The organism is Candidatus Allofournierella excrementigallinarum (assembly GCF_944388085.1).
In the GTDB taxonomy this organism is placed as follows: Bacteria; Bacillota; Clostridia; order Oscillospirales; family Ruminococcaceae; genus Allofournierella_A; species Allofournierella_A excrementigallinarum.
Genome location: NZ_CALXHK010000014.1, coordinates 1 through 17530 on the forward strand (window position 1 = coordinate 1; position 17530 = coordinate 17530).

Sequence of the window (17530 nt, forward strand, 5' to 3'; positions counted from 1 at the left end):
GCGCAGGGCGGGCCGCCGCAGGGGGACGATCTCCCCCGCCGCGGCCACCGCCGCGACGGCCAGCGGCGCCACCAGCAGCCAGTAGCTGCCGTTGATGCCGTTCATGTCGTTCATGCAGGCGTAGGCGAGGCCGTCCACCAACAGGCAGGCGGCCAGCGTGACGCCGGTCAGCTGATGGGCGAAGGGCAGCGCGCCGCCCTGCTTCAGCAGCCAGACCAGCGAGACCACCACCGCCCCCGCCAGCAGGACGCCCGCCGCGCCCAGCAGGCCGGGCAGGGAGAACAGGGGCACCGCGCCGGTGGCTCCCTGCTGCCAGCGGTCCGCCGGGTAGCCGAAGAGGGCGAGGAAATCACCCCAGGTGGTCAGCAGATTGGTGAGGGAGAGGGCCGTCCAGCTGCGGCCGCTCTGGTCCTGGAAGAAATAGCTGCCCGCCAGCACCCTGCTGTTGACGGCATAGCCCGCCAGGGAGCAGACGCCCGCCACGAGGGCGGCGGCGAAGGCCCGCACCTGGGGCAGGGCCGTCCAGCCGGGGCCCAGGGGGGCCTGCACAAAGCGCAGCACAAGCAAAAGACAGCAGGCTGCCGCCAGCGGCACATAGAGGTTCATCAGCAGCCGCACCCCGTTGAGGCCGGCGGCAAAGCTCACCAGCGCCAGCGCCGCCGCCAAAAGGCCGGCGCGCAGCCGGGAGGAGGGGCGGACGAGGCGCACCACAAGGCCCAGGCTTGCCAGCACAAAGGTCATGTGCACGAAGTAAAAGCCGCCGAACACCCCGTGGTAGAGCTGCCAGAAGCCGAAGGGGCACAGCAGCGCCCCCGCCGCCCAGGGAGCGCTTTTCCACAGCCCCGCGCCCCGGGCGAAGAAGAGGCAGCTTGCCGCCAGCAGGGCGGACAGAAGCCCCTGGGCCAGCATCCGGGCGGCGTGCCAGCTGGCGGGAAAGACCAGCAGCCCCAGCTTGAACAGCAGCTGCTGGCAGAACACCCGCAGCTCGGTGGAGTAGTACCAGTTGCGGGAGATCACGCCTCCCTCCCGGTTCAGAAGGTCCGCCAGCACCATCTCGGAGGCCATGTCGCTGTCCACCATGGTGTGGCCACAGCGCCACAGGAAGGCCATGCCCGCCAGCCAGGCCGCCGCCAGCCACAGCCAGCCGGCAGCCTGCCAGAGCTTTTCCGGGTCCCGCAGTTTTTTCGTTTCCGTCATCCAAAGCACCCCGCAATTGTGCGTTTTACAGTGCCAGTATAGCACATCCTGGGCAAAAACAGAAGACCGTTCAGGGCGGCCCGCATTCAAGAAGGCGCTTTCCGCCGTCAGCTTCAGCCGCACCAGGGCGGCGTCTCCGGAAGGCCGCCGGGCCCGGCGGCGCGGCGCTGCTGCCCTCCTTCGCCTACCCCTACGGCGCGCTGGACCCGAACGCGGAAAAGGCGCTGAAAGCGGCGGGCATGCAGGCCACCATGACCAGCGAGGAGCACGCAAACCGCCTCGCCCGCTCGCCGGAGTGTTTGTTCGGGATGGGGCGCTTTGAGCGCACCGGCTTTATGACCACGGCCCGGCTTTTGGAAAAGCTGGAATGAAAAAGGCCCCGGGACGTTTCGTCCCGGGGCGCCTTTGCCGATCGCGCGTTTTACAGCAGGTGCACCGCCACGATCAGGCCGGCGAACACGATGGAGACCATGCTGGTCAGCTTGATGAGGATGTTGATGGCGGGGCCGGAGGTGTCTTTGAAGGGGTCGCCCACGGTGTCGCCCACCACGGCGGCCTTGTGGCAGTCGCTGCCCTTGCCGCCGTGCTGGCCGCTCTCGATGTATTTCTTGGCGTTGTCCCACGCGCCGCCGGAGTTGGCCATCATCACGGCCAGCACGAAGCCGGTGACGGTGGTGCCGGCCAAAAGGCCCGCCACACCGTTCACGCCCAGGATGAGGCCCACCACAACGGGCACGATGACCGCGATGAGGGCGGGGGCCAGCATCAGCTTCTGGGCGCTGCGGGTGCACATGTCCACGCAGCGGGCGTAGTCCGGCTCCGCCTTGCCTTCCATCAGGCCGGTGATGGTGGAAAACTGGCGGCGCACCTCCACCACGATGCTCTGGGCCGCCTTGCCCACCGCGTCCATGGTCAGCGCCGCGAACAGGAAGGGCAGCATGCCGCCGATGAACAGGCCGATGAGGGTGGTGGGGTTGGTGATGGTCAGATCCAGGGCCATGTCCGGCCTGATCTGATGCACCTTGTCGATGTAGCTGGCGATGAGGGCCAGGGCGGTGAGGGCCGCCGAGCCGATGGCAAAGCCCTTGCCGGTGGCGGCGGTGGTGTTGCCCAGGGAATCCAGCGCGTCGGTGCGCTGGCGCACCTCGGCGGGCATGTGGGTCATCTCGGCGATGCCGCCGGCGTTGTCGGCGATGGGGCCGTAGGCGTCGGTGGCCAGGGTGATGCCCAGGGTGCTGAGCATGCCCACGGCGCTCACGCCAACGCCGTAGAGGCCCATGTTGAAGTCGGAAACGCCGCCGGCGCAGAAGTAGCTCAGCAGAACGCTCACGCCCACGATGACCACGGGGGCCACGGTGCTCAGCATGCCCAGGGACAGGCCGCTGATGATGACGGTGGCGCTGCCGGTCTCGCTGGAGGCGCTTAAGTTCCGGGTGGGCTTGTAGGTGTCGGAGGTGTAGTACTCGGTGATGGCGCCGATGGCAACGCCCGCCACCAGGCCGCTGAGCACCGCGATGAACACACCGGTGGCGTGCTCGGCGGGCAGCAGCCAGTGCACCGCGAACCAGGCGCACACCGCGATGAGGGCGCTGGCGATGTAGGTGCCGGTGCGCAGGGCGGTGAGCAGGTTTTTCTGGCTGGCGCCCTCCTTGGTCTTGACGAAGAAGCTGCCCACGATGGAGCACAGAACGCCCAGCGCCGCCAGCAGCATGGGCACGCTGACGCCGCTCGCGCCGTAGCCCGCGGCCACGGCCAGGGCGCAGGTGGAGACGATGGAGCCCACATAGCTCTCATACAGGTCGGCGCCCATGCCGGCCACGTCGCCCACGTTGTCGCCCACGTTGTCGGCGATGACGGCGGGGTTGCGGGGGTCGTCTTCGGGGATGCCCGCCTCCACCTTGCCCACCAGGTCGGCGCCCACGTCGGCGGCCTTGGTGAAGATGCCGCCGCCCACACGGGCGAACAGGGCCATGCTGGAAGCGCCCATGCCGAAGGTGAGCATGTTGGAGGTGATGTTCTGGATCAGCAGCTCGGTGCTGGCCACCGGGTCAACGGCGGTGTACCAGAAGCGCAGGAAGAAATACCAGAACGACAGATCCAAAAGCCCCAGGCCCACCACGGTGAAGCCCATGACGCTGCCCGCCGAAAAGGCCACCCGCAGGCCGCGGTTCAGGCTTTCGGAGGCCGCGTTGGCGGTGCGGCAGTTGGCCATGGTGGCCGTTTTCATGCCGATGAAGCCCGCCAGGCCGCTGAAGAAGCCGCCGGTGACGAAGGCGAAGGGGGTGAAGTAGCTCAAAAAGCCCATGGCGGCCATGGCCAGCAGGATGCAGAAAACCACCGCGAAGAAGACGGCCACGCCCTTGTACTGCCGCTTCAGATAGGCGGTGGCGCCGCTGCTCACCGCATTGGAGATCTTCTCCATCTGCGGCGTTCCCGCGGGCTGGCCCTTCACCCGCCGGAACATGGTGGCGGCAAAGACCAGCGCCAGCACCGCGCCCGCCGCCACAAGGAACATCGCGTTCATAAAAATGAGACCCTCCTTTAGCTCTTGGCGCCCCGGTGTAAAACAGCCTGCCGCATTCTGCGGCAGGCTACCGGACGACGCACTGCTTCTGTTTCATTATATCCTGTTTTCCCGCAAAGAGCAAGGGAATTTGCAAAATCCGCGCCGTATTTTGTCAATTCGGCCACCCTCTCCGCCGCCACAGTCTTTGTTCCGTCATAATTCCGTGGTATAATATGGTGGAATAAAGAAATCACACGCGGCCCCCGGGCCGGAAAGGACGCTGGAATGATAAAAGGGCTCGTGCTGGCCGGCGGCGGCGCCAAAGGCAGCTATCAGGTGGGGGTCTACAAAGCACTCTCCGAACTGGACTGGCGTCCCGGCGTGATCGCGGGCACCTCGGTGGGGTGCCTGAACGGGGCGCTCTTCGCGCTGGACAACTGGGAGCTGGCCCAGGAGATGTGGCTGACCATCGGCAACGGGCAGGTGATGGAGCCGCCTCCGGACGGCCGCCCCGCCGGCTGGGGCGACTTTGTGCAGGCGGCGGTGGAGCACGGCGGCATGGACGTGACCCCGCTGGAGGCCACCGTGCGCCGGGCGGTGGACGAAGCGGCCCTGCGGGCCTGCCCGGTGCGCTACGGCCTGGTGACGGTGCAGAAAAACACCCTGAGGCCTTTGAAGCTGACGCTGGAGGAGATACCGGAAGGCCGCCTGGCGGACTACATGCTGGCTTCGGCCGCCTGCTTCCCGGCCTTCCGGGCCCGCACCATCGACGGGGAGGAATACATCGACGGCGGCTGGTCCGACAACATGCCCCTGGGCCTCGCGGCCCGGATGGGCGCGGAGGAGCTGCTGGCGGTGGATGTGGACGGCGTGGGCGTGACCCTGCCCAACCTCACCGGCCTGCCCACCACCTGCGTGCGCAGCTACTGGGACCTGGGGCCCATCCTGCGCTTCGAGCCCGCCACGGCGAAACGGAACATCGCCCTGGGCTATCAGGACTGCTACCGGGCGTTCGGCCGGCTGGCGGGCACCGCCTACGCCCTGCGGGCGGGGGAGGAAAAAAAGCTGGCCGAGCGGTTCGTGCGGCCCTATGCCCGGCTGCTGCGCTCGGCCATCGGCCGCAGCCCCTCCCTGGCGCTGGCGGAGGGCGCGGCGCTGCGCCCCATGGAGCGCTGGTGCGCCACCGAGCAGGCCCGGGCGCTGGCCCCGCTGGAGCGGGCGGCCGAGCTGGCCGGGGTGGACCCGGTGGGCGTTTACACCGCCGACGGGCTGTGCGAGGCTTTTTTGCAAAAGAGCGACGGCGAGGCCGCCGCCCGCTTCTACCCGCTGCTGCGGCAGGAGGCGGGCTGGCGCCCGGTGGAGGCGGCGGCGTCCGCCGCGGCGCCGGGCGAATTTCTGACAGCGCTGGTGCGCTTTGTTCTCACCGGGCAGTAAGGCCGTTTTTTAAAGGGCCTTGGAAGGAAAGGGGGAGCATCCATGCAGATGTATCAGGGCGCGATGGCGTCGCCGGGCCTGGTGATGGGGCCCGTGCGGCGGCTGCAGCACAGCGGGCCGGGCCTGGAGCGGGTGGTGCAGGCCCCCGGCCGGGAACAGGCCCTGCTGAACGCGGCGGTGGTGCTGGCAAAAGACGAGCTCCGCCTTTTGGAAGAAGCCGCCGTGGGCACCGACAAGGACATCTTCCTGTTCCAGCAGGTGATGCTGGACGACCCCGGCCTCAACCGGGAGATCGCGGCCTACATCGCCGCCGGCGCGGGGGCGGCCCCCGCGGTGGAGCGGGCGGCCCAGCTGTACGCCGGGCGCATCGAGGCCGCTGACGACGACTACATACGCCAGCGGGCGGTGGACGTGCTGGACGCCTGCCGCCGGGTGGTGAACATCCTGGACGGGCGGCCCCGCACCCCCCTGCGGCTGGAAACGCCCTCCATCCTGGTGAGCGAATACGTCTATCCCAGCGACATCGTGTCCATCGGGCGGGGCATGCTGCTGGGTGTGGCCTGCGCCGGGGGCAGCGCCCAGAGCCACGCCTCCATCATCGCCCGCACCATGGGCATCCCCGCGGTGGTGCAGCTGGGGGCGGGCTTTCTGGGCCAGAACTGCGCCGCCGGCGCGGTGCTGGACGCGGACAACGGCCGCCTCATCCTGGAGCCGGACGAAGCTGCGCGCAAGGACGCCCAGCGGCGCATCGTGGGCGCTTCCATCCTGAAAAAGCGGCTGGCGGCCCTGGGCGCGGGGCCCTGCCGCACAAAGGACGGCACCCATGTGGCCCTGATGGCCAGCTGCTCCGGCCCCGAGGACGTGGAGCTGGCCATGCAGGCGGGCGCCGAGGGGGTGGGCCTGCTGCGCAGCGAGTTCTCCATCATGGCGGGGCGCATCCCCAGCGAGGAGGAGCAGTATTATTTCTACCTCAGCTGCCTGCAGGCCGCGGGCGGCAAGCCGGTGACGGTGTGCACCTTCGACATCGGCGCGGACAAAAGCGTGCCCGGCCTCACCGAGGATTCCCCCAACCCCGCCCTGGGCATGCGGGGCCTGCGGATGAGCCTGGCCCATCCCCAGATATTCGAGGAGCAGCTGTGCGCCCTGCTGCGGGCGGGGGCCAAAGGGCCGCTGCGGGTGTCCATCCCCATGGTGTCCGGCCCGGAGGACTGGCAGCGGGCCATGCATCATGTGGAAAAGGCCCGCCGCACCCTGCGCCGCCGGGGGGTGGCGTTCAACGGGGAAATGGAGTTCGGCTGCATGGTGGAGACCCCCAGCGCCGCCCTGCTGGCGGCGGACATCCTGGCCGCCGGGTGCCGTTTCCTGGTGTTGGGCACCAACGACCTGGTGCAGTACACCTATGCCGCCGACCGGCTGGACGGCCGCTTCTCCGACCTTTTCGGCGACCGCAGCCCGGCGGTGCACCGTCTGGCGGGCATGGTCATCGAGGCAGCCGCCCAGGCAGGCGTGCCGGTGTGCATCTGCGGGGTGCACGCGGGCAGCCCCAACCAGGTGGCGCGCTATGCCCGGCAGGGCGTGCGCTGCTTTTCCACCGAGGCGGCCAGCCTGCTGCAGGTGAAGGCCCGCCTGCTGGAGGAAGACCTGACCCAGCCCCCCGCCGAACTCTGAGCGCCCGCCGCTTGCGAACAGCTCCGCGTAAAATCGCCGGAAGGCCGCCCTGGAAAAGGGCGGCCTTCCTTTGTGCGCTTCTTTGCCGTGCGGGGCGTCAGCTTTCTGGTTGGATCGGCTGCCCCATCCCGAAGGCGCCTCGGGTGGAGCAGCTTCGCATGGCGCACAGATTCCCGTTGCACAGCGCATATTCCACAAGGTGCTCCCGGTAATCGTCCGCGTCCTTCTGCGCCAGAGAGCGCTCTCGCACCAGTGCGTCCAGAAGTTTGAGTCCGCTGAAATAGGCCACGGAAAAGCCGGTAAGGAAGGCATCGCCCGCCCCCATCGTGTCCAGCTTCTCCGCGCTCACCGCATAGGGCCGCTTGCGATAGAGCCGCTTGCCGTCCCACGCGATGGCGCCGTCGCCGCCCATGGTAGCAATGGCAATCTTTGCGCCGCAGCCGCAGGCGCGCCGCAGCGCATCTTCCAATTCGCCGGCAGAGCGGCCGCCGCCGGACAGGAACGCCACCTTCACGTCCGCGCAGATCGTCTCGAACCCGTCCCGCACCCACTGGTCGGAAAAGTCATACAGGATGGGCACGCCGGTGGAGGCGATACGGTGCAGCTGTGAGGCGAGATACCCGTAACAGCACATGTGGATCACATCGAAGGTCTTGAGATACAGCAGCAGTTCCTCCGTGATGGGCAGCGGATCGGTGCGCACACTGCCGCCGTCGTTGTCGTCGCTGATGACGCGGTCGCCGTTGATCAGCCGAATCGAGCCGATACCCGTCTCACCGCCGGGCAGATGCAGACAATGGGAGTATTCCACACCATATTCCACCAGTGCCCGCTCGATCAGCCTGGCCTCGCGATCCTCGGCCAGCACGCCGCAGTATGCGCTGAAAACGCCCTGCTGCCGGGCATACACCGCGAAGTTGACCGAGTTCCCGCCGGGATACATGGTGTTTTCGTCCCAATACCGGTCTACGAAATTGTCGCCGACCCCCACCACTCTGAGCATGGAAGGACTCCTTTCTGCGTGATCAGTATTCCATCTGCCGATAGTACCGGCGCACCGTGAGCGGGTGATTGCGCTCCTTCTCCAAATGGCAGCTCAACCGTTCGGTGATGGCATAAATCACCATCGGGGAGGCGATTTTGCGATACGCCGGGTCGGTGAAGGGAAGCGCCACTTCCTTGGTGTCGAAGACGCTGATCTCGGTGGTGATCTTTTTGGCAAACGCCAGCACGCGGTCCATCAAAGGCCGGGTCTCGTCCTCGCCATAGAAGAGGATGAGGCTGGTGTTCTTTTCCACCAGTTCCAGTGTGCCGTGGAAGAACTCCGCCGCGTGAATCGACTTGGTCTTGATCCACTGCATCTCTTCCAGGATGCACATGGCATAGTCGTACGCTTCCCCCCACAGCATGCCCGAGCCGATCACCATGTGGTAATCGGTGTCCTTGTGATGGGCCGCCATTGCGGCGCATCGCCCCTCGTACTGCTCTTTGGCCTGCAGCAGGTAGGGTGTGATCTGGGCATACTGCTCCATGAATTGGTCGTAGCCGTCGAACTCGCCCGCGTTTTTCAGGAAGCGGGCCAGCAGCGTGATGGTGTAGGTGTAGATCGCTTCGCACAGGCAATCGTCCTCTGCAAAGCTGAAGAACTTGTAATCCGCATATTCGCAGACGGGGGTGTTGTCGTTGGAGACGTACACCAGGGTTCGGGCGCCCGCCTCTTTGCAGAATTTTGCGGCCGCAACGATCTCCTTCGTGTTGCCGCTGCGAGTGGAAAAGATGCAGACGGAATCCTTAGAGAAAGCTTTGTGGCCCATGAGCATGAATTCCGCAGCGATCACTGAATGCACACAGATCTTCTGCGAAGTGGTGTCCATCCAATATTTCATTGGCAGGGAATGGGCGTACGTACCACCACAGCCGATGAAGAACAGGTTTTTGTAGCCCTGTTGGCAGATCTCGTCCACAGCCTGTTCGATTTGGGGGCGCAGGGCGATTGCGTCGTTCACGACCTTTTCATAGCGGGGCACGTCAAAGTTAAACATCGTATTTTCCTCCATTGCTTAAATTAAACGGGCGGAAGATCTCCGCCAGTTTGTTTTGCACATAGTTCACGTTTTCCTGCAAGGCACGGTCCGCGTCCACGTAGTGAGGCAACGAACAAATCTCTAGTGTGCAGAACTTGTCGTAGTCATACCGTGACAGAACCTCCAGAAAATGCCCCAGGTCCAGCGTTCCCTGGCCCCACGGCACTTGATCGGATTCATTCAGGTGGATATGGCCGATCCCGTCACCCAACAGGTCGAAATATTCCTCCAAAGATTCGCCGCGCACAGACATGTGCGTAGTGTCGACCACGATCTTCAGCGCGTCGCTGCCCACATCCCGCAGGATGTTCTGCGCGTCATAGCGGTCGTTCACCAGGTTGGACTCGATGATCTGCAGCGGTTCTAGCAGCACGGTGACGTCCCGCTGCGAGGCATAGCTGCACAACTCCGAAAGTGAGCCGACCAGCGCGCTCCAGGCGGCGGTCTTGGGCGAATCGTACCAGCCGTAGCCCGGAACCACCTGGACCATCCCCGCGCCCAGTACGCCAGCCGCGTCCACGCCGCGCTTTAGGTATTCCAGCGTGCGTGCACGCACCCCCGGCTCCGTGGACGCCAGATTCAGCGGGTAGCGCACCTGCTCCGGCGTGCAGCAGATGATGCGCAGGCCCCGCTCGTCCGCCGCCGTGCGCACCGCACGTGCGGCGGGCTCCCAGTCCTTGTCCAACAGCAAGTGCGGATATCCCGCCCACAGGTCCACTGCGTTCGCGTTCAGCCTTCGTGCGGTGTCAAAAAAACGGGCCAGCGGGTAAAACTGGTAGTGGATACTCATGACGGCGATCTGATCCGCTTCGATCTTTTTCATGCGATGCCCCCCTTTTAGTTCTCCAAAAAGGAATCCATCAACCGCTTGCTGTTTGCCAGATACAATTCGGGGTCCCGGAAATAGGGGCTCAGCAGTTCGATGGAATACCAGCCGTCAAAACTGTGCTGCTGCAAAACAGCGAATACATCCTGCAGCGGTAGTACCCCCCGCCCCAGCTCCGCATGGAATTCACTCGCCCCGTCGCTGTTGCAGACATGTACATAGTCCAGCCGACCCGCGAAGCGGTCAAGATAGCTAGCCAGCGGTTCATTGGCGATGATGGGCGGGACCAGGTCCAGCATCACCGTCATGGCGTCGCTCGCCACCCGTTCCAAAAGGTCCTGCGCCTCGTCCGCCGTGGTGATCAGGCTGCTCTCCGAGGGGGAAAGGGTCTCAAGCATTAGCTTCACTCCCAGCCGCTGCGCCAGGTCGCTCAGCCGCTTAAGGCGCTGCACCGCTTCCGCCAGCACCTTTTCGCGGCGAGCGGCATAGCCCGGATGTGGCAGGGTGAACAATACCCTCTCGGCCTCCAGCTCCGCTGCGATTTCCAGCGCCCTTGCCAGATATTGCTGCGTCTCTTCCCGCTCCTTTTCCAGCGGTGACACGAGGTTGTAAGGATAGGCTAAAAGCTCCGGGGTGTAGGCGGAGATGCGCACCCGGTTTTCGCGTGCGGCGCGTCGGATATCCGCGATCTCGCCGGCACCAAGGTCGGGAGGATACGCGTGAGGCCTGGCTCCCCAGATCTCCACACCGTCAAAGCCATAGCGGCCCGCCGCCGCGAAGCTGTATTCCAGCGGGAAGCGGCGGAACAGATAACTCAAAAAGGACAGTTGCAACGTATCTCCCTCCTTGGCAGGGCGCCCGCCTCACTCACGGCGGCTCATCTTGACAAAGAACACACTGATCGCCATAACGATCAGCAGCAGGATGTACGACATTGCCGCCGCACGCCCGGTGTTCAGATACTGATAGGCTTGTTTGTAGATGTTGTAGGTCATCACCTCGGTGCTGACCCCCGGGCCGCCCTTGGTGACCACATACACCAGATCGTAGGTCTTCAGCGCGCCGATGGCCCGCAGAAGCGTGGCCACGATGAGCGTGGGTTTCATCAGCGGCAGCGTGATGCGCCAGAACGTTTGCACCCTGTTGGCACCCTCGATGATCGCTGCCTCGTAGGGGTCCTTGGGAAGCGACACCAGCCCCGCGAGGATCAGCAGGGACATGTAGGGCGTTTCCTGCCAGACGTCAATGAAGATCAACGTGCCCAGCGCCAGTGACGCGTCACCGTACCATGCCCGTCCCGTTCCGCCCAGGCACTCGATCACATAGTTGACGATGCCGAGTTCCGGGTGCAGGAGCAGACGCCAAATCATGCCCACCGCCACGCAGGAGATCATCATGGGAACGATGATGATGGAGAAAAACAGCTCCCTGCCCCGCCCGACGCGGTTGAGCAGCGCCGCGATGAGGTACCCGAAACACAGCTCAAACACCACCGAAACGACGGTGTATTTCAGCGTTGTGAAAATGGACTTGCGGAAGTATTCGTCGGTAAGGGCGGTGACATAGTTTTTCAGCCCCACAAAGTCTCCCAGCCCCTGGGATCGTAGGTTGGTGTCTGTAAAACTGAGGATCAGGGAATAAGCCAGCGGAAAAACGACCACCGCGGCGATGCAGAGCATCGCTGGCAGGAACAGGATGGCCATGTCCCGCCGGTTTCGCTTCCCGAGCCGTTTTGATTTGTTCATGATTGGCGTTCCTTTGTCTTAGTGCGTCTTACATGTTCGTGGGCTTTGCGCGTGCCATCAGGTCATGGCTTCCATTTCCTGGGCAACGGTGTCCAGCGCCTCCTGCGGGCTCTTCGAACCGGCGACCGCTTCCGAGAGCTCGCGGCCGAGGATCTCCAGGATCTGCGGCAGCTCCGGCATGCGGGGCAGCGCCTTGGCGTTGGAGATGATGGTCAAAGCGTCCTGGTAATAGGGCCAGGCGGCCAGTACGTCAGGATCGCTGAAAACGTCGGAACGGGTGGGAGAGCCGCCCTTGATGGCCCGCTCTTTGGCTACCTCGAAGGACTCGATGTACTCGATGAACTGCCAGGAGGTATCCTTGTCTTTGGCGTTGCTGGGAATACCCCAGCCCCAACCGCCGTTGTTGGAATGGCCACCGGGCGCGTCGGTAAGATACACTTTGCCCTCCACCTCGGTGCCGGCCAGCTGCGGGATCATCCAGTAATTGCCGATGTACATGGCGGCCTTGCCGCTGGAGAAGACCGCCAGGGTCTCGTCGAAGCCAAAGCCGGCAGATCCTTCGGGGGCGGCGTTGTTAACGCAATCCACATAGTACTCCAAGGCCTGCACTGCCTCGGGAGAATTGATGGCAATGTTGCCGCTTTCGTCGTAATAGTCGCCGCCGTTGCCGAACAGGAAATTGGTGTACTCCATGGTGATGGGGTCGGAGCGTTGGGCCTGCATGGCCGCGCCGTAGAGTTCTGTGTCGGTGTAGGAGGTTAGGAATTTGGCCACATTCACATACTCTTCAATGGTAGCGGGCACACCAAAGTCCTCGCCGGTCGCCTCTTTGTAGGCAGCGGCGTATTCCTCGTTTTCAAACACATCGGTGCGGTACAAAAGGGCATAGGTATAGGTGCAGAAGGGGATGAAGTAGGTGGTGTCAGGGTCGGAAGCACAGCTCATCATCTGCTTGACGGAATCCAGATACACGCTGGTGTCAAAGCCGGAGGACTCGATGTAGTTGTCGAGAGGAATCACCCAGCCCGCTTCCGCGAACTCGCCGATCCAGCTGTGGTCACAAATGACCACGTCGTAGCTGCTGGTGGCCGCAGTCATCTCCGTGACGATTTTCTCGTGCATCGTCTGGTAGTTGACCGCCTCGATCTCCACCTTCACGCCGGTCTGCTCGGTGAATTTTTCGGCGGCTTCCTGTACATATGTGGTGTCCGGCACGGCCTCCATCAGAATGTGGATGGCGTCGACCTTTTCCTGCGGCTGCGAAACAGAGGCTCCGCCTGCCCCGCATCCGGCAACGCCGATGCTCATGACGACCGCCAGGCCTATCGCCAATGCATTTTTCAACAGTTTCGATTTCATGTTTTTACCTCCTTGTGCGTGTGATGTATTGCGGTTTACTTGATCGAACCGAAAGCAAGCCCCCGAACCAGGTACTTGCGAACGAACAACGACAGCACGGCCACCGGGATGATCACCACGATTACCGACGCGCACAGCTCGGCGATCTGCACGCCCTGCTGGGTCTCCATCGCCGCCACGCTCACCGGGATCGTTCTGGTCTCGTTGCCTGTCAGTACCAGTGCGAACATGAACTCGTTCCAAGAGTTCAAAAAGCTCAGCACGCCGGCGGCGATGATCCCTGGCGCGATGATGGGAAACACGACCCGCGCATAGGTTTGGAACTTGGAACAACCGTCGATCTCCGCCGCATCATCCAGTTCCTCCGGCACGCTCTCGATAAAGCTCAGCAGCATCCAGATCACATAGGGCAGATTGAAGCTCAAGTAGGTGATTATAAGCCCTAAATGGGTGTTTTTCAGCCCGATGTTCGTCATAACGTTGAACAGCGGGATCACCAGTACGATGGCTGGCAGCATCTGCACCGAGAGCACCCCCACGCGCAGGCCGATCCCCTTGGACTTTCTGCGGGCCAGCCAATAGGCGGCCATGGACCCGAGAGCGATGGAGATCAGCGTGCTGGCGAGCGAAACGATCAGGCTGTTCAAAAAATACTGGCCGAAGTTGTTCTCGCGGAAGATCGTGATGTAGTTGTCCAGCGTGAACGGTGCGCTCCAGTCAGGCGGGATCTGGTAGGCGATCTGCTTGGTGACCAGTGAAGTGCGCAGTACCCAAAGAATGGGCAGCAGGAAAAACAGGGATATTAAGATCAGCGCCGCATAGGTGAACGCGTCGGCAATCCGTTTGCGTGTACGCATCTTTAACACGGAAATCCTCCTTTCTGCGTTCTCAAGAGAGAAGCGAACGCAGCGCTCGTGCGCTTTTTTCCAGCGCCGTCGATGGGTCGAGCAGATAACGGTCGTTTAAGATCTCCATTGTCAGAATACCTTTGTAGCGACGTTCGTCGAGCTGGCGCAGCCAGCGCTCCAGCGGGAAAGCTCCATCTCCCCAGGCCTGATGGGCGGAATCGATGAAGTGAGCGTGCCAAAGCTTATCGCCAAGGACCTGATAACATACCTCGAGGTCCTCGCCCGCCGCAGCCATGGGGCAGGTATCTACGATCGCGCCTAGGTTTTTCGCCCCCACTTGATCGATGGCCTCCCGCAGTTCCGTCGCGGTGCGGATCAAGTTCGACTCCTCATCTTCCAGCGCTTCCAGCACTACCCGGATGCCCAGCCGCTCCGCCTCCTGGCAGATCACGCTCACAGACTCCAGACTTCGCTTCAGCGCCTCCTGCCGCGGTTCCGTGCGCATCCCCCAGCCGGGTACGATCTGGAACAGGGGCGATTCGAGCGCGGCGGCGATCTTTAGGTTCCGCAAAAAGTATTCCAGGCTGTACTTTTGAAGCTCCGGGTCCTTTGCGGCAATGTTGAAAGGATATACGCATTGTTCGGGCGTGTAGCAGATCAGCTCTATCTGTCGCCGGCGAAGCTGGCGGGCGATGTCGTTCACCTTTTGGGGCGTTGTGTCCGGCGCATAAAGATGCGGCAGTCCTGCCCACAGCTCGATTTTGCGGATACCGCTGCGCTCGGCGCTGTCCAGGAAGGACGAGAAGGTGTGGAGAACGAAGTGTTCGTTCATTGCCGCCACCTGTGAAAAGCTCAGATTCACCATCTTCATCCCTCCATATACATTTGCAGCCGGCCCGCCGCTCGCTGCAGGGCCGCTGCGGGGTCTTTGTAATAGGCAGAGCCGCAGATCTCCAGGCCCAGAGAGCCGCCGTACCCGTTCCGGTCCATGACCTCCAGCAGCTCTTTGAGCGGCATTTGGCCGTCGCCGCAGGGGACCCACCCCGTCTGCTCGGTCCGGTCGCAAAAATGGAAGTGGTTGATTGCCGCGCCCAGCTGGTCAAAGTAGTCCTGCAGTGGGGTATGAGTGAGGTCTGCGGGCACTGTGTCCACGTTGATCCCCAGACAGGGCGAGCCGATCTGGGCAAGCATCGTTTTGGCCGCGTGCAGGCTGTTTACCAGGTTCGACTCGTAAGGCGAAAGTGGCTCGAGGGTGAGCTGAACGCCGCACTGGTGCGCCCGCTCCGCCAGCAGGCTGAGGCTTTCACGAGCCCGATCCCAAGCTTGGTCATTTGGCTCGTCGAAATACCCCTTCCCACTGACCACCTGCATCAGCGGCGCTTCCAGCTCGGCCGCGATGTCCACGCCCCGCAGGCAGTAGCGAAGGCTCCTGTTTCGCGTTTCCTGGTCCGGCGAGGCCAGGTTGATGGGGTAAAAGCAGGTCTCCGGTGTGAAGCAGGCGATCGTCAACTCCCGCTGCTCCACCATCTTTTTGATCTGCCGCACGCGAAAGTAGGAAAGCGTGTCAATGCAAACCTCCGGCCCGCCGCCCCACAGCTCTATGCGCTCCAGTTCCAGCGCGGCCACGGTGTCGAGGAAATATTCCAGAGGAAACTGCACGAAATGAATGTTCATGGGCGCCAGTTGACAGAACTTCAGATGTTTCATATTTCCCTCCGCTCCAAAACGTTCTATAACATTATATTACATTTAAACTTTTTGTCTGTCAAGATAATGGGAAAAAATGTGCTTTTTCAATAATTTGGAAATAAATTTTTTAGTTAATCCGATATATGGCGCAAATTTCGACTCACTTTTAGTTGACTGTTGCCTATTTTGTATCGTATTATAATATCATAAGCTTCCGTTCACGAACGGAAGAGGTCGGATGGGAGTGGAGGTTGTCTTTATGGCGCCGCAGAAATTGAATCCCAGCAGCAGCACGCCCCTTTATAAGCAGGTCTACACCATTTTAAAAAACCGCATCGCCAACGGCGAGTTAAAGCCTGGTGATAAGATCCCCACCGAAAACGAGCTGATACAGGAGTATGGCGTCAGTCGCATAACCATCCGCGCCGCCATCTCTGAGCTGGTGGAAGACCGGGTGCTGGAGCGGGCACAGGGCAAAGGGACCTTTGTGTGCAAACCGAAGGATGCCTATCAAGCGGATGATTCCCACGGCTTTACCCAGTCTTGCTATCTAAGTGGCAAGATCCCCAAAACGACGCTGCTGACGCTGGAGTATGTTCTGCCCTCTCCGAAGGTGCAGTCCTTTTTGCAGCTGCGGGACGGGGAGCCGACACTACTCTCCCGCCGGCTCCGCTTTGCCGACAACGAACCGATCCTGATCGAGAGCAATTATTACGCCCCCTGTTTGTCTTTTCTGGAAAAGGAAGATCTTTCCGGCTCGCTGTTTAGCATCCTGCATCAACATGGGTATTCCATCGTGACACAGGCCCGCAGCCTGGACGTGTGCACCGCCAACAAAGAGGAGGCGGCCCTGCTCAACGTGAAGCGAGGCTCCCCTCTGTTGCTGTTCACCGACTATCAGCTGGACAGCGAGGGCAAGCCTCTTTTCTTCTCCAAGCAGGTCTACTGCACCGAGCGCCTCAAGTTTTACATTTGAGGCAAAACGGCCGCATGGCGGCCTCGCCAGCGCAAAAAGGCCCCGGCGCCCTTGGGCGCCGGGGCCTTTTTGCGGTCATGGGGCGCTATGCAAAACGCCTCGGGTGGCGCCCCCTGTGGGGAAGGCTTCGGAGGGCCACGCTTCGCCCTGGAGCAGCCGGCACAGTGCCTGGGCGGCGCCGTCGCGGGCACAGGTGTCCGTCACCAGGTCTGCCTTCTCTCGGATTGCGGCGGGGGCGTTTCCCATGGCCACGCCAACACCGGCAGCCTGCAGCATCGAAAGATCGTTGTAGCTGTCCCCCATTGCAATGGTCTGTGGCAGCGGGACTCGCAGGTGGGCGCAAAGCTGTTTCAGAGCGGCGCCCTTGCACACTTGGGGCCGCACACACTCCAGAAAATAGGGCTTGGACCGGCAGAGCGCAAAACGCCCGCAGGCCTGCCCGGCCAGCTGGCGCTCGATCTCCGCAAGGCGGGCCGGCGCCTGCATCATCAAAACCTTGGGCGTATAAGGCGGAATGACAAAGGGCAGATCCGGACACACCACCGCCTCCAGCCCAGTCAAGCGGCTTTCGATATCCGTGTATTCATTCGCCTGGGGAGTCAGCAAGCGCGAGCCGTCGTAAACGTGAACGAAAGCCCCCCACTCCCGGGCCTTTTGACACAGCCAAAGCTGGTCGGGCCGGTCCAGCATGCAGGAATAGAGCTGCTCGCCGGTGGAACAGCAAACGATCTGCGCCCCGTTGAACGCGATCAGAAACCCGTCGTGCGCCGCCATTTCCAGCTCGTCGGCAATCCGCTCCATCGCCTGCACGGGGCGCCCGGAAGCGAGCGCGATGCGCAGTCCCTGCGCCTGGGCCTGCCGCAGGCAGTCGCGGGTGAATGCAGACATGCATCCGTCTTCCCGGAGCAACGTGTCATCCAGATCAAATGCCGCAAGTGCGTAGGGCAACTGTCCCACCCCCGTCCTCAGTTTATATTATATTATAATATAACATATTATAATATTTTTGACAAGAGGCCTTTGTTGCGGTGTGCATCTGCGGGGTGCACGCGGGCAGCCCCAACCAGGTGGTGCGCTATGCCCGGCAGGGCGTGCGCTGCTTTTCCACCGAGGCGGCCAGCCTGCTGCAGGTGAAGGCCCGCCTGCTGGAGGAAGACCTGACCGCCCCCGAAACGGACTGACCCCCCATCAAACCTTC

Annotated in this window: 17 protein-coding genes; 5 read left to right on the top strand and 12 right to left on the bottom strand. The window is 62.7% G+C overall.

The genetic code is table 11. From position 1 onward, the window contains the following. On the bottom strand, positions 1-1197 hold a 1197-nt coding region (locus ACH2AT_RS04080; protein ID WP_394963874.1), incomplete at its 3' end, for a hypothetical protein. A gap of 239 nt (positions 1198-1436) precedes the next feature. On the opposite strand from ACH2AT_RS04080, the gene ACH2AT_RS04085 reads away from it, so the two are divergent. Continuing rightward, positions 1437-1568 carry a hypothetical protein gene (locus ACH2AT_RS04085; protein WP_394963876.1) on the top strand — a complete coding sequence of 44 codons (132 nt, stop codon included), beginning with the start codon at positions 1437-1439 and terminating at the stop codon, positions 1566-1568. A gap of 50 nt (positions 1569-1618) precedes the next feature. Here the strand turns inward: ACH2AT_RS04085 and ACH2AT_RS04090 are convergent, their stop codons facing one another. Next, on the bottom strand, positions 1619-3721 hold the full coding sequence (locus ACH2AT_RS04090; protein ID WP_394963877.1) for a sodium-translocating pyrophosphatase: 2103 nt from the start codon (positions 3719-3721) through the stop codon (positions 1619-1621). 267 nt (positions 3722-3988) lie between these two features. On the opposite strand from ACH2AT_RS04090, the gene ACH2AT_RS04095 reads away from it, so the two are divergent. After that, on the top strand, positions 3989-5137 hold the full coding sequence (locus tag ACH2AT_RS04095) for a patatin-like phospholipase family protein (RefSeq protein WP_394963879.1): 1149 nt from the start codon (positions 3989-3991) through the stop codon (positions 5135-5137). Positions 5138-5179: 42 nt separating this feature from the next. Beyond that, positions 5180-6805, top strand: a complete 1626-nt coding sequence (locus ACH2AT_RS04100) for a phosphoenolpyruvate--protein phosphotransferase (RefSeq protein ID WP_394963881.1) — start codon at positions 5180-5182, stop codon at positions 6803-6805. 97 nt (positions 6806-6902) lie between these two features. Here the strand turns inward: ACH2AT_RS04100 and ACH2AT_RS04105 are convergent, their stop codons facing one another. The 9 genes from ACH2AT_RS04105 to ACH2AT_RS04145 are packed head-to-tail and all read right to left on the bottom strand — an operon-like array spanning position 6903 to position 15341. Beyond that, complete coding sequence (locus ACH2AT_RS04105) at positions 6903-7808, bottom strand: PfkB family carbohydrate kinase (protein ID WP_394963883.1); 906 nt, start codon at positions 7806-7808, stop codon at positions 6903-6905. 22 nt (positions 7809-7830) lie between these two features. Continuing rightward, on the bottom strand, positions 7831-8847 hold the full coding sequence (locus tag ACH2AT_RS04110; protein WP_394963885.1) for an SIS domain-containing protein: 1017 nt from the start codon (positions 8845-8847) through the stop codon (positions 7831-7833). Then, a complete protein-coding gene (locus ACH2AT_RS04115) occupies positions 8840-9712 on the bottom strand; it encodes a sugar phosphate isomerase/epimerase family protein (RefSeq protein WP_394963887.1) in 873 nt (290 codons plus the stop codon). The genes ACH2AT_RS04110 and ACH2AT_RS04115 overlap by 8 nt, the downstream gene beginning before the upstream one ends. 14 nt (positions 9713-9726) lie before the next feature. Beyond that, a complete protein-coding gene (locus tag ACH2AT_RS04120; RefSeq protein WP_394963889.1) occupies positions 9727-10548 on the bottom strand; it encodes a TIM barrel protein in 822 nt (273 codons plus the stop codon). A 30-nt stretch (positions 10549-10578) separates the two neighbouring features. After that, on the bottom strand, positions 10579-11460 hold the full coding sequence (locus tag ACH2AT_RS04125) for a carbohydrate ABC transporter permease (protein WP_394963891.1): 882 nt from the start codon (positions 11458-11460) through the stop codon (positions 10579-10581). A 57-nt stretch (positions 11461-11517) separates the two neighbouring features. Next, positions 11518-12819 (bottom strand): ABC transporter substrate-binding protein, encoded by a 1302-nt coding sequence (locus tag ACH2AT_RS04130; RefSeq protein WP_394963893.1) that lies wholly within the window; start codon positions 12817-12819, stop codon positions 11518-11520. Positions 12820-12854: 35 nt separating this feature from the next. Beyond that, positions 12855-13676, bottom strand: a complete 822-nt coding sequence (locus tag ACH2AT_RS04135) for a carbohydrate ABC transporter permease (protein WP_394963957.1) — start codon at positions 13674-13676, stop codon at positions 12855-12857. Between the two features lie 31 nt (positions 13677-13707). After that, on the bottom strand, positions 13708-14532 hold the full coding sequence (locus ACH2AT_RS04140; protein ID WP_394963895.1) for a sugar phosphate isomerase/epimerase family protein: 825 nt from the start codon (positions 14530-14532) through the stop codon (positions 13708-13710). Between the two features lie 2 nt (positions 14533-14534). After that, on the bottom strand, positions 14535-15341 hold the full coding sequence (locus tag ACH2AT_RS04145) for a sugar phosphate isomerase/epimerase family protein (RefSeq protein WP_394963897.1): 807 nt from the start codon (positions 15339-15341) through the stop codon (positions 14535-14537). 274 nt (positions 15342-15615) lie between these two features. Here ACH2AT_RS04145 and ACH2AT_RS04150 point away from each other — a divergent pair, with 274 nt between their 5' ends. Continuing rightward, complete coding sequence (locus ACH2AT_RS04150; RefSeq protein ID WP_394963898.1) at positions 15616-16332, top strand: GntR family transcriptional regulator; 717 nt, start codon at positions 15616-15618, stop codon at positions 16330-16332. Positions 16333-16407: 75 nt separating this feature from the next. Here ACH2AT_RS04150 and ACH2AT_RS04155 read toward each other — a convergent pair whose 3' ends face one another. Next, positions 16408-17289: a Cof-type HAD-IIB family hydrolase gene (locus tag ACH2AT_RS04155; protein ID WP_394963900.1), complete on the bottom strand. Its 882-nt coding sequence runs from the start codon at positions 17287-17289 to the stop codon at positions 16408-16410. 71 nt (positions 17290-17360) lie between these two features. Here ACH2AT_RS04155 and ACH2AT_RS04160 point away from each other — a divergent pair, with 71 nt between their 5' ends. Beyond that, positions 17361-17513, top strand: a complete 153-nt coding sequence (locus tag ACH2AT_RS04160; RefSeq protein WP_394963902.1) for a hypothetical protein — start codon at positions 17361-17363, stop codon at positions 17511-17513. The last annotated feature ends 17 nt before the right edge of the window (positions 17514-17530 follow it).

Coding starts and splice junctions, on each gene's coding strand:
- ACH2AT_RS04085 (WP_394963876.1), top strand. CDS start 1,437: ATGCAGGCCACCATGACCAGCGAGGAGCACGCAAACCGCCTCGCCCGC.
- ACH2AT_RS04090 (WP_394963877.1), bottom strand. CDS start 3,721: ATGAACGCGATGTTCCTTGTGGCGGCGGGCGCGGTGCTGGCGCTGGTC.
- ACH2AT_RS04095 (WP_394963879.1), top strand. CDS start 3,989: ATGATAAAAGGGCTCGTGCTGGCCGGCGGCGGCGCCAAAGGCAGCTAT.
- ACH2AT_RS04100 (WP_394963881.1), top strand. CDS start 5,180: ATGCAGATGTATCAGGGCGCGATGGCGTCGCCGGGCCTGGTGATGGGG.
- ACH2AT_RS04105 (WP_394963883.1), bottom strand. CDS start 7,808: ATGCTCAGAGTGGTGGGGGTCGGCGACAATTTCGTAGACCGGTATTGG.
- ACH2AT_RS04110 (WP_394963885.1), bottom strand. CDS start 8,847: ATGTTTAACTTTGACGTGCCCCGCTATGAAAAGGTCGTGAACGACGCA.
- ACH2AT_RS04115 (WP_394963887.1), bottom strand. CDS start 9,712: ATGAAAAAGATCGAAGCGGATCAGATCGCCGTCATGAGTATCCACTAC.
- ACH2AT_RS04125 (WP_394963891.1), bottom strand. CDS start 11,460: ATGAACAAATCAAAACGGCTCGGGAAGCGAAACCGGCGGGACATGGCC.
- ACH2AT_RS04130 (WP_394963893.1), bottom strand. CDS start 12,819: ATGAAATCGAAACTGTTGAAAAATGCATTGGCGATAGGCCTGGCGGTC.
- ACH2AT_RS04135 (WP_394963957.1), bottom strand. CDS start 13,676: ATGCGTACACGCAAACGGATTGCCGACGCGTTCACCTATGCGGCGCTG.
- ACH2AT_RS04140 (WP_394963895.1), bottom strand. CDS start 14,532: ATGGTGAATCTGAGCTTTTCACAGGTGGCGGCAATGAACGAACACTTC.
- ACH2AT_RS04145 (WP_394963897.1), bottom strand. CDS start 15,341: ATGAACATTCATTTCGTGCAGTTTCCTCTGGAATATTTCCTCGACACC.
- ACH2AT_RS04150 (WP_394963898.1), top strand. CDS start 15,616: ATGGCGCCGCAGAAATTGAATCCCAGCAGCAGCACGCCCCTTTATAAG.